This window comes from Flavobacterium shii, assembly GCF_025847235.1.
Taxonomy (GTDB): domain Bacteria; phylum Bacteroidota; class Bacteroidia; order Flavobacteriales; family Flavobacteriaceae; genus Flavobacterium; species Flavobacterium shii.
The window spans coordinates 17,476-33,846 of sequence record NZ_JAOZEW010000002.1; the positions used below are offsets into that span (position 1 = coordinate 17,476).

12 protein-coding genes are annotated in these 16,371 nt (G+C 33.2%); 9 read left to right on the plus strand and 3 right to left on the minus strand.

All coding sequences use genetic code 11. From position 1 onward, the window contains the following. The first annotated feature begins 82 nt into the window (after positions 1-82). The 5 genes from OIU83_RS02150 to OIU83_RS02170 all read left to right on the plus strand — a co-directional run bounded on the left by OIU83_RS02150 (position 83) and on the right by OIU83_RS02170 (position 8,409). The gene (locus OIU83_RS02150) at positions 83-304 is read left to right on the plus strand and encodes a DUF2795 domain-containing protein (protein ID WP_007138072.1); all 222 of its coding nucleotides are present in this window, start codon (positions 83-85) and stop codon (positions 302-304) included. A gap of 90 nt (positions 305-394) precedes the next feature. Then, on the plus strand, positions 395-3,736 hold the full coding sequence (gene secA, locus OIU83_RS02155; protein ID WP_264204639.1) for a preprotein translocase subunit SecA: 3,342 nt from the start codon (positions 395-397) through the stop codon (positions 3,734-3,736). A gap of 179 nt (positions 3,737-3,915) precedes the next feature. After that, positions 3,916-4,293, plus strand: coding sequence for a hypothetical protein (locus OIU83_RS02160; RefSeq protein WP_264204640.1), 378 nt, complete (start codon positions 3,916-3,918; stop codon positions 4,291-4,293). Between the two features lie 95 nt (positions 4,294-4,388). Further along, positions 4,389-6,548: a TonB-dependent receptor gene (locus OIU83_RS02165; protein ID WP_264204641.1), complete on the plus strand. Its 2,160-nt coding sequence runs from the start codon at positions 4,389-4,391 to the stop codon at positions 6,546-6,548. Positions 6,549-6,804: 256 nt separating this feature from the next. Continuing rightward, positions 6,805-8,409 carry a PepSY-associated TM helix domain-containing protein gene (locus OIU83_RS02170; RefSeq protein ID WP_264204642.1) on the plus strand — a complete coding sequence of 535 codons (1,605 nt, stop codon included), beginning with the start codon at positions 6,805-6,807 and terminating at the stop codon, positions 8,407-8,409. A 63-nt stretch (positions 8,410-8,472) separates the two neighbouring features. Here the strand turns inward: OIU83_RS02170 and OIU83_RS02175 are convergent, their stop codons facing one another. From OIU83_RS02175 to cysC, 3 genes are all read right to left on the minus strand, one after another. After that, entirely contained in the window at positions 8,473-9,135 is a 663-nt protein-coding gene (locus OIU83_RS02175) for a TrmH family RNA methyltransferase (protein WP_264204643.1), read from the minus strand. Between the two features lie 102 nt (positions 9,136-9,237). After that, on the minus strand, positions 9,238-10,209 hold the full coding sequence (locus OIU83_RS02180; protein WP_264204644.1) for a sulfotransferase family protein: 972 nt from the start codon (positions 10,207-10,209) through the stop codon (positions 9,238-9,240). Between the two features lie 168 nt (positions 10,210-10,377). Beyond that, positions 10,378-10,914 carry an adenylyl-sulfate kinase gene (cysC, locus tag OIU83_RS02185; protein ID WP_264204645.1) on the minus strand — a complete coding sequence of 179 codons (537 nt, stop codon included), beginning with the start codon at positions 10,912-10,914 and terminating at the stop codon, positions 10,378-10,380. A 183-nt stretch (positions 10,915-11,097) separates the two neighbouring features. Here cysC and OIU83_RS02190 point away from each other — a divergent pair, with 183 nt between their 5' ends. The 4 genes from OIU83_RS02190 (at position 11,098) to OIU83_RS02205 (ending at position 16,362) form a co-directional block, all read left to right on the plus strand. Next, entirely contained in the window at positions 11,098-11,802 is a 705-nt protein-coding gene (locus OIU83_RS02190; RefSeq protein ID WP_264204646.1) for an SIR2 family NAD-dependent protein deacylase, read from the plus strand. Positions 11,803-11,814: 12 nt separating this feature from the next. Beyond that, positions 11,815-12,507 carry a sterol desaturase family protein gene (locus tag OIU83_RS02195; protein WP_264204647.1) on the plus strand — a complete coding sequence of 231 codons (693 nt, stop codon included), beginning with the start codon at positions 11,815-11,817 and terminating at the stop codon, positions 12,505-12,507. A 92-nt stretch (positions 12,508-12,599) separates the two neighbouring features. After that, on the plus strand, positions 12,600-13,946 hold the full coding sequence (gene purB, locus OIU83_RS02200) for an adenylosuccinate lyase (protein WP_264204648.1): 1,347 nt from the start codon (positions 12,600-12,602) through the stop codon (positions 13,944-13,946). A 178-nt stretch (positions 13,947-14,124) separates the two neighbouring features. After that, positions 14,125-16,362 (plus strand): cation:proton antiporter domain-containing protein, encoded by a 2,238-nt coding sequence (locus OIU83_RS02205; RefSeq protein WP_404827634.1) that lies wholly within the window; start codon positions 14,125-14,127, stop codon positions 16,360-16,362. Positions 16,363-16,371: the final 9 nt, after the last annotated feature.

The window sequence follows — 16,371 nt, forward strand, 5'->3', positions numbered from 1 at the left end:
TTAAATTTTACTAAAATAAATCGTTTTTTACTTGTCTTTCTCAGTAAAAAAATTATTTTTGCACAAACTAAATCGACAAAACATGTATTGGACATTAGAATTAGCATCCTATTTAAGTGATGCACCATGGCCTGCTAACAAAGACGAACTTATAGACTACGCTATTAGAGCAGGAGCTCCATTAGAAGTAGTAGAAAACCTACAGTCTATCGAGGACGAAGGTGAGATATATGAATCAATGGAAGAAATATGGCCAGATTATCCAACTGACGAAGATTATCTTTGGAACGAGGATGAATATTAAAAAGTAACCCCAAAGAAAAAGTCTCAAAAAGAGGCTTTTTTTTTGTTTAAATTTACACATTTAGATAAATTATAGAAATACCAACAGATCATGAGTTTCATTAACAGTATTATTAAAGTCTTTGTAGGTGATAAATCACAAAAAGATGTCAAAGCTTTACAACCTTATTTAAACAAAATTAAAACTTTCGAAACTAGCTTAACCGCTTTGTCTCATGACGAGCTAAGGGCTAGGACTGCATTTTTTAAAGAAAAAATAAAAGAAGCAAGAGCCGAAAAAGATGCTAAAATCGCTTCTCTTAAAACAGAAGTAGAAAGCATTGAGGATATTGATAAAAGAGAAGACATCTACGAAGCTATTGATACTTTAGAAAAAGAAGCTTACGAAATCTCAGAGAAAACATTATTGGAGATTCTTCCAGAAGCGTTTTCTGTAGTAAAAGAAACAGCGCGTCGTTTTAAAGATAACTCTCAAATCGAAGTTACTGCTACTGCAAAAGACCGCGAACTTTCGGCTACAAAAACTTATATTACAATAGATGGAGAAAAATCTATCTGGGCTAATAAATGGAATGCTGCCGGAAAAGAAATTACTTGGGACATGGTTCACTACGATGTTCAGTTAATTGGTGGGATGGTATTACATGAAGGAAAAGTTGCAGAGATGCAAACTGGTGAGGGTAAAACTTTGGTAGCAACCTTACCTCTTTATTTAAATGCTTTAACTGGAAACGGAGTACACTTAGTAACTGTGAATGATTACTTAGCAAAACGTGATAGTACATGGAAAGCACCTTTATTTGAATTTCATGGTTTAACTGTTGATTGTATTGATAATCACCAACCAAGTTCTGAAGGAAGAAAAAAAGCATATGATGCCGATATTACTTACGGAACAAATAATGAATTCGGATTTGACTACCTAAGAGATAATATGGCGCATTCGCCAAACGACTTGGTGCAAAGAAAACACAATTATGCAATTGTCGATGAGGTCGATTCTGTATTAATTGATGATGCAAGAACACCACTTATCATTTCTGGTCCAGTTCCTCAAGGAGACCGTCATGAGTTTAATGAATTGAAACCAAAAATTGAAAACTTAGTAAGTTTACAGCGCCAATTGGCAAATGGTTTCTTAGCTGAAGCTAAAAAATTAATAAAAGAAGGAAATACCAAAGAAGGTGGTTTCTTATTATTAAGAGCTTACAGAAGTTTACCTAGAAACAAAGCTTTAATTAAATTTTTGAGTGAAGAAGGAATCAAACAATTGCTTCAAAAAACCGAAAATCAATACATGCAGGACAACAACCGTGATATGCATAAAATTGATGAGGCTTTATACTTCGTAATTGAAGAAAAAAACAATCAAGTTGAATTAACTGATAACGGAATCAAATTCCTATCGGGAGATACTGATGCAGACTTTTTTGTATTACCAGATATCGGAACCGAAATCGCTGCGATTGAAAAACAAAAATTAGACAAAGACGCTGAAGCTGAAGCCAAAGAAAGATTATTTCAGGATTTTGGTGTAAAAAGCGAGCGTATCCATACTTTAACTCAGTTATTAAAAGCGTATGCTCTTTTTGAAAAAGATGTAGAGTACGTAATCATGGACAATAAGATTATGATTGTCGATGAGCAAACAGGTCGTATCATGGATGGTCGTCGTTATTCAGACGGATTACACCAGGCGATTGAGGCTAAAGAAAACGTAAAAATCGAAGCTGCAACTCAAACTTTTGCAACTGTTACATTACAGAACTACTTTAGAATGTACAGCAAACTAGGTGGTATGACTGGTACTGCAGTAACAGAAGCTGGTGAGTTATGGCAAATATATAAACTGGATGTTGTAGAGATTCCTACGAATCGCCCAATGTCTAGAATAGACAAAGAAGATTACATTTACAAAACTACACGTGAAAAATTCAATGCTGTAATCGAAGATGTAACTGAATTATCAAAAGCAGGAAGACCTGTTTTAATTGGAACAACATCTGTAGAGATATCTGAGTTATTAAGCCGTATGCTTAAAATGAGAGGTGTTGCACACAATGTATTGAATGCTAAAATGCACAAGCAAGAGGCACAAATCGTAGAAGAAGCAGGAAAATCCGGAGTAGTAACCATTGCAACCAATATGGCTGGTCGTGGTACCGATATTAAATTATCTCCAGAGGTGAAAGCTGCAGGAGGTTTAGCAATCGTTGGTACAGAGCGTCATGATTCACGTCGTGTCGACAGACAGTTACGTGGTCGTGCTGGTCGTCAGGGAGATCCGGGAAGTTCTCAATTTTATGTTTCTCTTGAGGATAACCTAATGCGTTTATTTGGTTCAGAAAGAGTTGCCAAAGTAATGGATAGAATGGGATTACAAGAAGGTGAAGTAATTCAGCATTCTATGATGACCAAATCTATCGAACGTGCTCAGAAAAAAGTAGAAGAAAACAACTTTGGAGTTCGTAAACGTTTATTAGAATATGATGACGTTATGAATTCACAACGTGAAGTAGTTTACAAACGTCGTCGTCATGCATTGTTTGGTGAGCGTTTAAAACTTGATATCGCAAACATGCTTTACGATACATGTGAAGTTATCGTAGATCACAATAAAGCAACTAATGATTTTAAAAATTTCGAATTTGACTTAATTCGTTATTTCTCTATAACATCTCCAATCTCTGAAGCTGATTTTATTAAATCTACAGAAATTGAGATTACAGGAAAAATCTATAAAGAAACTTTAGCATTTTATACAGAGAAAACAGAACGTAGTGCAAGAGAAGCTTTTCCTATCATTAAAGGAGTTTACGAAGAGAAAAACAACCAATTTGAGCGTATTGTAGTTCCGTTTACAGATGGAATCAAAACATTAAATGTTGTTACCGATCTTAAAAAAGCATACGAGACTGAAGGAGCGCAACTAATTGCAGATTTTGAGAAAAACATCACATTATCTATCGTTGATGAAGCTTGGAAAAAACACTTACGTAAAATGGACGAATTGAAACAATCTGTTCAACTTGCTGTTCACGAGCAAAAAGACCCATTGCTTATCTATAAATTAGAAGCTTTTAATTTATTCCGTTCAATGCTTGAGAATGTAAACAAAGAAGTTATTTCATTCTTATTCAAAGGTGATTTACCAGCTCAAAACGTTCCAGAAATTCAGGAAGCAAGAGAAGTACGCCAGAAAGAAAATTATAAATTAAGTAAAGACGAAATCGAAAATAGTGAAAGTATCAACCGCGAAGCTGGGGAAACTCAACAACGCCAAGTTACTGAAACTATCACTAGAGATATGCCAAAAATCAATCGTAATGATACTGTAACAGTTCAACAAGTTGCAACTGGAACAATCGAAACGATGAAATTTAAAAAAGCCGAAAGCCTAATTGCTTCTGGCGAATGGGTTATCGTTAAATAATAAAAATAGTATTCAGTCGCAGTTTACAGTCTAATACTGCAAACTTAAAATTGAGACTACAAACTCAAAAATCCCCAATTACTATGTAGTTGGGGATTTTTTATTGCAAAAAAGACTAAATTCATCCAAAGCAAAACGAATAAAATGTATTTTTGCAATCGAAAACAACGAAATAAACTTTGAAGCAATTTTTCATCATATTTCTTTCCTGTACGCTTTTAATACCTTCTTTTGGTAGTTTTTTCGTTTATACATCATTCAAATTAAATCAGGAAGAAATATCTAAAACTATTTGTGTACAACGCAAAATGGTTTTTAATTCATGTAACGGTCGATGTGATCTTCAAAAAAGCTTGAAGAAATACGCCGATAACGAAAAAAGAATGCAAAACAATCTGAAAGAAAAAGCAGAAGTCATTTACATTCAAAACTCCACCACAAACAATTTAAAATTAGTAGCCCCAATCGAATCAAAAGCAAAAATATTTGCTTCTTTCGACAAGAAACCTATTTCCGTTTCTAATACTACTTTTCACCCTCCATCCTATTTTATATAAATTCTAGTTACACATTTCAATTCATATTGGAATAATTTTTCTTGTCTTAAGATGAGGAAAAACACACGTTACTTTAAAATTTTATATAATCTAAAATGAAAAAAATATGCTTTACCCTATTAATCATAGGGCAATGTGTCTTTGCGCAAAACACAACGAAACAAGACACTACCAAAACACAAGAACTGGAAAATATTTTCGTAACAGCCAATCGTACTGCTACATTACGTAAAGAAACTCCAGTCGCGATAAGCAAATTAACCGCAAAAACAATCAACGAAACCAAAGCAACAGCGGTTTATGAAATCATCAATAAAACTCCTGGTGTTTTAATGGTAAACTTGGGTAACGAACAACATATGATGTCGATTCGCCAACCAATGACAACAAATGCGTATTACTTATATCTGGAAGACGGTTTACCGATTCGCCCAATGGGAATCTTCAATCACAACGCACTATTAGAAATTAATCAATTTAATCTTCAAAGCATAGAAGTCGTAAAAGGTCCCGTTTCCTCATTATATGGGCCTGAAGCTGTTGGTGGAACAATCAACTTAATTTCATTAAAACCACCAGTTGATCCTGAGTTTAAATTTGGGGTACAGGCAGATAATTATGGCTACCGAAGATTTCAAGCAGCGGGCGGAGCAACAATAGGGAAAGTCGGTTTTCATATTGCAGGAATTTCAAGTTTACAAGAAAACGGCTGGATGACTTATTCCGATTATAACAAAGACAATCTAAATGCCCGAATCGATTACAACATCTCCCCTTCTACCCGATTAATAAGTAATACCATGTATGGAAAATATTACTCGGATATGAGCGGAAGTGTCAACGAAGAAGCTTTTAACAATAGAACTTACAAAAGCACTACCGATTTCACCTATAGAAAATCCGAAGCTTTACGAACACGATTAACACTGGAACACGATTGGAATAACAGTTCAAGTAGTTACATAACAGGTTATTTACGCGATAATAAATTAGGACAAAACCCATCTTATGGAATTAGATGGAGTCCTACTGTAAATCCAACAACTGCTAAAGGAGAAGTAAATTCGAATAACTTTAAAAGTTATGGCGCCATCGGACAGCATACTCAAAAGTTTGATTTCCTAAATACCAAAATTGTCGCTGGAGCTCTATACGATTACTCACCAGTCACTTATTGGTCTTACGTAATTGATTTAAAAGCAAATTTAAACCCGGGAGAAACAGGAAAGCAAACCGTAGATTCCTATCAAATTATTGCCGAACATCCAGATTCTAAACTAGCCGATTATACAGCCGATATTTTCAACACGGCAGGATATGCGCAATTGAGTTTTAATCCAATCGAAAAATTAATCATCACCATTGGTGGTCGTTATGACAACATGAAAGTAAATTACGAAAATGGACTCGATAATTCTACCGGAAGCAAAATCTATGACAAAGCAACTTTTAAGGCAGGAGCGAATTACAATCCGTTTGAATTTGCTGGTTTTTACGGCAATTATTCACAAGGATTTGCGCCTCCGGGAATTACTTCCATTTTTAGAACCAAACCCGGAACAGGGGGAACAACAGGTATTCCTGCAGATTTTTATTATAATCTAAGCCCTGCAACTTTCAACAATTACGAAATTGGCGGATGGATTACTCTTTTAGAAAACAAACTAAATTTTGACTACGCTTTCTATTATATGGAAGGTAAAAATGAATTATTAAACGTAAAGCTTCCCGATAATTCAACCGATTATCGTTCGGCAGGCGAAACACGTCATAAAGGAATTGAATTTGGTGCTACATACAGACCTTCCAAACAATTCAATATTCGTGCGGGAGGAACTTATGCACAACATACTTACATCGATTTTAAGCTTTCGGATAAACCAAGCGATCCCATTCAGAATTTAGACGGAAAAGAAATGCCGGCAGCGCCAAAATGGTCTGGAAATTCAGAAATAAGTTATTACCCAAATTGGCTCCCTAACCTAAGAACATCGATAGAATGGCAACTTGTAGGTAGTTACTACCAAGACCAAATTAATACTGTAAAATACGATGGCTATAATTTATTCAATGCAAGAATAGGCTATCAATGGAAAAGCATTGAAATCTATGGAAATGTACTCAATCTAACCGATAAATTATACGCCTATAATGTTTCAAGAGCCAATACAACAGATGCTCAGCCTACATATACTGCAGCAGCACCAAGAACTTTTGTATTCGGAATACAATACAATCTTTCATTAAAAAAATAAATAAAGTTTCTACCACAGATTAAAAAGAGTATTTAAAGCAGATTTAAAAAAAATGAACCATTAAGAAATTAAGGTTCATTAAGCATAAAACTTAAATTTTCTTAATGATGAAAAAATCATTTTAATCCTTTAAATCTGTGACTGAAAAATAATAATTATTAGAAGCTATTCCCGCTCTCTGCTTTATCTTTTTTTGAGGCGAAAAAAACGCCTCAAAAAAAGGATATCGGATCCATCGGGGCTAAAAAACCTAACAATGAGCAAAGAAATAAAAAGAAAAAATCCTTCCAAAAAGAAAGATTCGAAAATCATCAAGAAAATCAAACAGCACATGTACAAATGGCACCGTACAATTGGGCTTATTACAATTGTTCCTGTAATATTCTGGACACTATCAGGGTTGATGCATCCGTTTATGGCACATTTCTTTAAACCCGAAATCGCCCATGATAAAATAGAACAACAACCAGTTACAAAAAACGAATTACAATATTCGATTCAGGAGGTTTTACAAAAAAACAATATCTCTGAATTCAAAAATTTCAGAATTGTAACTTTCAATAATGCTGCTTTTTATCAAGTGAAAACCATTACTGGTGACTTATTATATTTTGACACTTTAAATGCAAAAAAACTAATCAATGGAGATCAAAAATATGCCGAATGGCTTTCGCGTTATTTTTTAGATGACCAAAAAAGCTCCGTAAAAAAGAGCGAAGTTATTACCGAATTCACCTCACAATATAAATATGTAAATCGCTATTTACCAGTTTACAAAATAAGTTTTGATCGCCCTGATGCGATGCAGGTTTATGTCGAAACATCTTCAAGTAAATTAGCCACTTATAACCCAACCTCGAGACAAACATTCATTTGGTTCTTCGATACTTTCCATAACTGGTCTTTTATTGACGCCATTACCAACAACAGTGTCCGAATCATTACAATGATTTTATTGTTATCCATTATTGGATTCTCGGCACTTAGCGGAATCTTAATTTATGGCTTATTGTGGAAACAATTCAAAAAAACGGATAGCCTACAACCCAAAAAAGGGCTTAGAAAATACCACCGTCAAATTGGAATTTGGATTTCGCTTTTCACTTTAACTTTTGCTTTTAGTGGCGCATACCATGCAACGACCAAATGGGAACCATATACATTATCTCAAATGATATATGAACCTACTTTTACAATCAAAGACATCACTCTTCCTAACAATAATCTGGATTTAGATTGGAATCGTTTCCAAAATTCAAGTATTATTACATTAAACAATACCACTTATTATCGTTGTCAATTGGCAGAAAAAGAAAATAAGAAATTCAAAAAACCGAAATCAGATTCAAATTCAAAATGGGATAAAAAAGGCGATCCAAAATCTGAAGTAGTTTACATCAATGCAACAACCAATAAAATCACACCAAATACTGATCTTCAATATGCTGAATTTCTGGCGTATTATTTTACTGATGGTGCTCCAAAAGCAGCCTGTTGCGAAATGGTAGAAACCAATGAAGAACCTGAAATTTCTTTAGAAAATGTAAAATTATTAGAGACAAAAGTCTTAACCGATTTTGAAAGTAGAGAGTATGGTTTTGTCAACAAAAGATTGCCCGTAATCAAACTTGCGTATGACACTCCGGATAAAACAACTTACTTTATCGAAACTTCAACCTCCAGATTGGCTGCAATAATAAAAAATGGAGATAAAGTAGAAGGGTACTCATTTGCCATTTTGCATAAATTTTTATTTATGGATTGGGCAGGAAAAAACATTCGGGATCTAACTATGGTTCTGGCGGCTTTAGCCATTTTAATAGTTAGTATTTTAGGTTTTATTTTATTTTTGAAGAAGTAATTTCAAGCTACTGAGATTCTAAGTTACTAAAGCTCTAAGTTTTTTCCTTAGTAACTTAGAAACTTATCGTGGATTTTCTTCAAAATAACGAGCTTCAATTCGTTTGATATCTTTAATAGAACTCTTGGCCCAAGCCAAACGTTTTTCCATAATTTCATCATTGGATAATTGCCACTCAATATCAGTATTTCGTAATCTGTTAGTTAGATTCTGAATAATTATCGCTGCCGAAACCGAGATATTCAAACTTTCGGTAAAACCTACCATCGGAATTTTAAGAAAACCATCAGCTCTTTGTAAAATCTCTTCGGATAAACCATCTCTTTCTGTACCAAAAAATAAGGCACTTGGTTTAGTAATATCGAAATCCTCAAGTAAGCAATCATTTTCGTGAGGTGTTGTAGCAATAATTTGATATCCTTTATTCTTTAATGTATCTACACAATTCGTAATACTATCGAATGTATTAATATCAACCCATTTTTGGGCTCCCATCGCAATTTCCTTATCTATACTTTTACCGTAACGTTGCTCGATAACATTAAGTTCCTGAATTCCAAAAACTTCACAACTACGCATTACTGCACTTGTATTGTGCATCTGAAAAATATCCTCGACAACAATAGTAAAATGCTTTGTACGATTTTCAAGAACTTTTAAAAACTTGCTCTTTCTATTTTCGGTTAGGATATTTTCAAGAAAATTAAGGTAATCTATATTAATCATTTTGGTATTTATTTGCCGCAAAAATACTAAAAAGAGTACAATTAAAACGATGAAAAACAGATAGCTTTTAATTTCTATTTGGCAAAAGCACAGAAAAATGGTTTAATTTTTATCAACCAATTCGGCTAAACTTACATCTAATTTTTTATATAAATTATTCGCCTTAGTCAGATCAATTGCCAAGATATCATTTGCATAAGAATCACCTTTAAAAACAGTATTCCCATTTTTAGAATACCTATTTAAGCGTTCGCACATCCTATCAATTTCTTCAACAGAATAATCTGCATTGATAAAAGATAAATATCTTTCCAAAATGTATTTCATCCCCTCTTTATAGTTATACATGGAAACGTTGTGATCTTTTGCATAAAAATCAAGATATGCCTGAAAGTATTTCTCCAAAACTACCGCTCCATATTGCTGAAAAGAAATAACCTCAATCTCTTGAGCACTAATCCCGAAAACAGACGAAGGCAACAAATTAGGTACCATATGCATTCCCTTTAACTGTGCATGAGATTTTAATACTTCTGCTGGATTTCTATAAAGCAAGCCAAAAGGTAACTCAGGAAAAATTAATCGTAATTGATTAACCTGAAATATATGCCACGAATCTAGTTTTACAATTAAATTCTTCTCTTCCAAAAATCTCTTTTGTCCCAATAATGATAGTACAGATTTAATAAGCACTCCCTTTTTATCAAAATTAAAGGCATCGCTTCTTAAAATCTGATCGATAATTGGGGCTTCGGAAATTACTATATTTTGTGGTGAAACCGATAAAGACTGACTCATCATCGTAGAGCCACACCGGGATACATGAAATAATAACGACTTTAACTCTGCCGAAACTAATCCTGCCGACCATTCTATAAGATTCTCTACAGTACTTACAACTTTATATCCTGTTGAATTGTTATAATGACCTTTACATTTTATAATGGTTTCATCAAAAAAAGGATCTATATACCTTTTATCATCCAGATAAATCCATTCAAAATATACATCATTATCTGTTTCGACTAACTTATAGGGAATCCAATTTAAAAGTGGATGAGCTGAGTTTTCCATTCTATAAAATTTATTTTTCTTATAAACCTACTATAAGTTTCTATATTGTTTTTTACATCCTAAATATATACATTTTGCAAAGTACAAACTATAAAAACAGTTTATTATGAAGTACGTAAAGTAAAATGTTATTTAAAAAATTACTCCAAAAGACATTCTGGATACCAGTTAAACAGTAGCATCCGGAATATTTTCCATGATAAAAGAATAAAGTTTATCGGTTGAAACTGATACAGATTCTAAATCTGTTTTTAGTATTAAATCTGCTTTTAGAGGAATTTCAAAAACATCACTTATTCCTGTAAAATTATTGATCTTATTACTATCACTATCCGGCAATAATGCTTTTTTATACAACCCTTTTGGATCTCTTTTTATGAGATTATCAATCGAACAATTTAGAAATACAGTTTTAACGAATTCATGTTGACCTATCTCATTTCTTAAATCTTCGTAAGGATTTATTACCGACATTAAAACAATAGTTTTTAATCTAACAAAATCCTGACCTACATTAAAAAGACGTTTAACGTTTTCGCATCTGTCTTCTTTCGAAAATCCCAGATCTTTACATAACGTTTTTCGATAAACATCGCCATCAATTATTTCAACACTAAATCCTCTTCTAGTTAACAAATGCCCTACATTTTGTGCCAATGTAGTTTTACCTGAACCAGACAAACCTGTAAACTGTATTAATATCATTTAAAAATTATCATTATTTAAACCATTATTTACAAAACAACAGTAACCTAAATCCTTATTTTGGTAATTGTTACTTGTAAAAATAATAAAAAAAGTATCGTTTTAACAAAATCATTTTAACAAGTATCTAAAGCTGGTTTTAAGCTAAAATTGACTATTTTTATTTTTTTAGAAATAATCAAAATGAAAAAGAAACTGGTGGTTTTAACTGGCGCAGGAATTAGTGCCGAAAGTGGTATTAAAACCTTCCGCGATAGCGATGGTCTTTGGGAAGGACATAATGTTATGGATGTGGCAACGCCAGAAGGTTGGTATAAAAATCCTGAATTGGTTCTTGATTTTTACAACCAAAGACGCAAACAACTAAAAGAAGTTTCTCCAAATTCCGGGCATTTAATTTTAGCTGAATTAGAGAAATATTTTGATGTACATATTATAACCCAAAACGTTGATGATTTGCACGAACGTGCCGGAAGTACCAACGTTTTACATTTGCATGGTGAATTATTAAAAGTTAGAAGTACTCAGGATATGAATTATATTCTGGATTGGAATGATGATTTATTCATGACCCATTTAGATAAAAACGGAAATCAGCTACGCCCACATATTGTTTGGTTTGGCGAAGAAGTTCCTGCCCTCGAAGAAGCAATTGAAATTGCAGAGCAAGCCGATTATTTTGCAGTAATAGGAACTTCATTGCAAGTATATCCTGCCGCAGGATTAATTTCTTATACTCCTGCAAACGCACCGCTTTTTTATATTGATCCAAAACCTATTAAAATTGCTAATCTGAGAAATAAAATCGAGATCATTCCCGAAGTTGCCTCAAAAGGAATGGAAATCTTAAAAACAAAACTGATTGAGATAATAGATAGAACACTATAAACCTGTAAATATATGATACTGGAAAAATGGCTTAACTTATTATCTTATTACGACTTATTTACTATCACTGTATTTTTCCTTATCGAAAATTTATTACTGATGCTTTTGGCAATTCTTATTGGAAAATTAATTGAACCCAATATTACAAAAATTAAGCAATCGGATATAAAATGGGTCATCAGTACCTTAATATGCAATACGATAGTAACTATAATAGGATATAAATTATACCAATATCAAATTATTAAAATAAACTTCTCGACCTCATTTTTCACGATAGTATTTGATACTCTTTTACTGATTTTCTTAATGGATTTCTTTATGTTTTGCTTTCATTTCCTAGCACACAAATTAACATGGTTTCGTCCTATTCACCAATTACATCACACACACATAGAAACAAATGTTTATAGTTTATTCGTTCTTAATCCGATTGAAACTTTAGGTTTTGGAACTATTTGGCTTATTATAATTTCAATATTGGAATTTAACTGTGTAAGCATAATACTATATTTAATTCTGAATTTATCGTATGGAATATTAGGCCATTTAAATAAAGACATTTATCCTAAGTTCTGGAATGTAAATGTTGTCACAAAATGGATTTCGACAACCCAATTCCATTCAAATCATCATAAAAATGAATCTCATAATTTTGGTTTTTACTTTACTATTTGGGACAAAATTTTTAAAACAATCATTTAAAATTGTTCTGTAGCGTATAATAACTAGCAACTAACTTTCAGAAGTTTTAACAATAACTTACATTTGCATCTTTCAAAATTAACAACACAACAATGACTACTTTAAACGAATTGAATGCCATATCGCCAATTGACGGAAGATATAGAAACAAAACCCTTTCATTAGCCCCATTTTTTTCTGAAGAAGCGCTAATTAAATACCGGGTATTGATTGAAGTTGAATACTTTATTGCTTTATGCGAAGTGCCATTGCCACAGCTTGCAAGCGTAAATCCAAACCTATTCGAAAGTTTACGTAACATCTATAAAAACTTCTCTACCGAGGATGCTCTTTGGATAAAAGAAACCGAAAAAGTAACCAATCACGATGTAAAAGCGGTTGAATATTTTATAAAAGATGCTTTCGAAAAACTAGGTTTATCAGAATATAAAGAGTTCATACATTTTGGATTGACTTCTCAGGATATCAATAATACAGCAATTCCTCTTTCAACAAAAGAAGCTTTTGAAAGAGTATACATGCCTTCATTAATTACACTTACATCAAAGTTAAAAGAATTAAGCGTAGAATGGAAAGATATCCCAATGCTTGCACGTACTCACGGACAACCTGCCTCTCCTACTCGTTTAGGTAAAGAAATTGGCGTTTTTGTAGAACGTATCGAAGAGCAAATGCGTTTGTTGTTTAATATCCCATTTGCTGCAAAATTTGGTGGAGCAACAGGAAATTACAATGCACATCATGTTGCTTATCCTCAAATTGACTGGAAAAAATTTGGTAGTAATTTTGTAGAAAACATTCTTGGATTACACCACTCTTTTCCAACTACACAAATCGAACATTACGATCATTTTGCAGCATTCTTTGATGCTTTAAAAAGAATCAACAATATAATCATTGATTTAGACAGAGATATTTGGACGTATGTTTCAATGGAATATTTCAAACAAAAGATCAAAGCGGGTGAAATAGGTTCATCGGCTATGCCACATAAAGTTAACCCGATTGATTTTGAAAATTCTGAAGGAAATTTAGGAATAGCAAATGCAATATTCGAACATCTTTCGGCTAAATTACCAATCTCAAGATTGCAACGTGACTTAACAGATAGTACTGTTTTAAGAAACGTTGGAGTACCTATTGGTCATACAATTATCGCATTTGAGGCAACATTAAAAGGATTAAATAAACTGCTTTTAAATGAATCTAAATTCCATGAGGATTTAGAGAAAAACTGGGCGGTTGTTGCAGAGGCAATCCAAACAATTCTACGTCGTGAGGCTTATCCAAATCCTTACGAAGCATTGAAAGGATTAACCAGAACAAACGAAGCAATTGATAAAAATGCAATTCATAGTTTCATCGCAACTCTGGATGTTTCGGAAGAAATTAAATCTGAACTGCTGAAAATCACTCCTAGCAACTTTTTAGGAATCTAAGTCACTGATTTTCACATAAAAATCCCGTTATTTATAAGTATATTTACTATAGATAACGGGATTTTATTATTATAAAATTATCATAAATTTCACATTTAGAAATCTCATTACTTTCATCTTTTTTTATTTTTTAATACCTTACAACAATTCAAAAATAAATGCAAAAAAGTATATGCCTATGAGTCCAACTGAAACAGTAACACATGCCGCCCAACATTTAGAACCAATAATTAGCGATTTGGGATTAATCCTAATGACAGCTGGAATAGCTGTGCTAATCTTTAAAAAACTAAAACAGCCTTTGGTTCTGGGCTATCTAATCGCAGGTTTTTTGGCAGGAAATCATATCGATTTTTTTCCTTCTGTAACCGATAATAAAAGTGTTGAAGTTTGGGCCGAGATTGGTGTGATATTTCTATTATTCAGTTTAGGACTCGAATTTAGTTTTAAGAAGCTAATGAAAGTGGGCGGAACTGCCTCTATTACAGCCATAACACAAATCCTGAGTATGACTATCATTGGATATATGGTAGGGCAATGGATTGGTTGGGGCAAAATGGATAGTCTTTTCCTGGGAGCAACACTCTCTATTTCATCTACAACCATTATTATACGAGCCTTTGATGAACTTGGTGTCAAGGGAAAAAAGTTCGTTGGAATTGTCTTTGGTGCATTAATCGTCGAAGATATTGTGGCAATCTTAATGTTGGTTTTATTATCTACAGTAGCCGTAAGTGATCAATTTTCGGGTACTGCCTTACTACAATCTGTATTAAAACTTGTCTTCTTTTTAATCATTTGGTTTTTAGGAGGAATATTTATAATCCCTACATTCTTAAAGAAAGCAAAACACCTCTTAACCGATGAAATGTTGCTTATTATCTCATTGGCACTTTGTTTAATGATGGTTATTCTAGCTGCCAATGTTGGTTTCTCTCCTGCTTTGGGAGCATTCATCATGGGATCTATTCTTGCAGAAACTACGCAAGCCGAAAAAATAGAGCATCTTATTCAACCTGTAAAGGATTTATTTGGAGCCATCTTTTTCGTATCTGTAGGTATGCTTATCAATCCTCAAACTTTAATAACTTATGCTATTCCTGTTGCGATTATAACCTTAATCACCATATTTGGAAAAGCAACAAGCTCTACAATTGGGGCTTTATTATCCGGACAACCTCTTAAACAATCTATTCAAACCGGAATGAGTTTGGCACAAATTGGCGAGTTCTCATTTATTATTGCAACATTAGGTATGACATTAAAGGTTACTAGTGACTTTTTATACCCAATTGTTGTAGCAGTATCTGCCATAACTACATTTACAACTCCGTTCCTTATAAAATTTTCTGATCCTTTTTCGGAGTATTTAGAGAAGAAATTGCCTCGCAAATGGGTTAAAAACATTAATCGTTATAGTGTGAATGCCCAAGCCATAAAATCGGTTAGTGTATGGCAAATTGTACTACGTTCCTATATTACCCAAATCGTATTGCATACCATAATAATAACGGCTGCGATCATACTTTCTTCTAAGTTTGTAGCTCCATTGGTTGAAGATACCAGATTTGGAAACACGCTTGCTGCACTTCTTACTCTTGTAGTTATTGCTCCATTTTTATGGGCACTTTCCTTAAGACGTATAGCCGTTAATGAAGTCGAAATTTTATGGGAAGAAAGAAAATACCGTGGCCCCATCATGATGATGATTTTAATCCGTATTGCGTTAGGATTATTTTATGTAGGATTCCTGTTAAACATTTTCTTCTCTCCTTTGGTTGCTTTTATAGCATTGATTATTGCAATTGCAGCGTATCAATTTTTCCCGAAAAAGCTGAACGAACAATACCATCGAATTGAGAATCATTTCTTAAAGAATCTTAACGATCGTGAAACAACCAAAATAGATAGAAAATATGCCAATTTAACACCTTGGGATGGTCACATGTCTATATTTGAAATTGCCAAAGAATCTAATCTTGCCGGTAAAACACTGGAAGAGTTAAAGATTAGAGAACAATTAGGAATCAATATTGCATTTATAAAACGAGGAGATATTACCATACAAATTCCAACCAAAACAGAACGTTTATTTCCAGGAGATGAAATATGCGTAATTGGTACAGATGCTCAGATAAATGAGTTTACAGAGTATCTGAACAAGAATGATATCGAAATCCCTAAAGCAGTCGAAGAATCAGAGATTGTTTTACGCCAGCTGGAATTAGCAGATAGTGAATTTCTTCAAAAGAGTGTTAGTGAATTTCGAAGAAAAACTAATGCTTTGGTCGTAGGAATTGAAAGAAACGGAAAAAGAATCTTAAATCCAGAATCCAATTTAACATTAGAAAAAGATGATATAATTTGGGTTGTTGGCGATAAAAAAAGGATGAAGCAGTTCGTAAAAAAAGTATAAAACATAAAA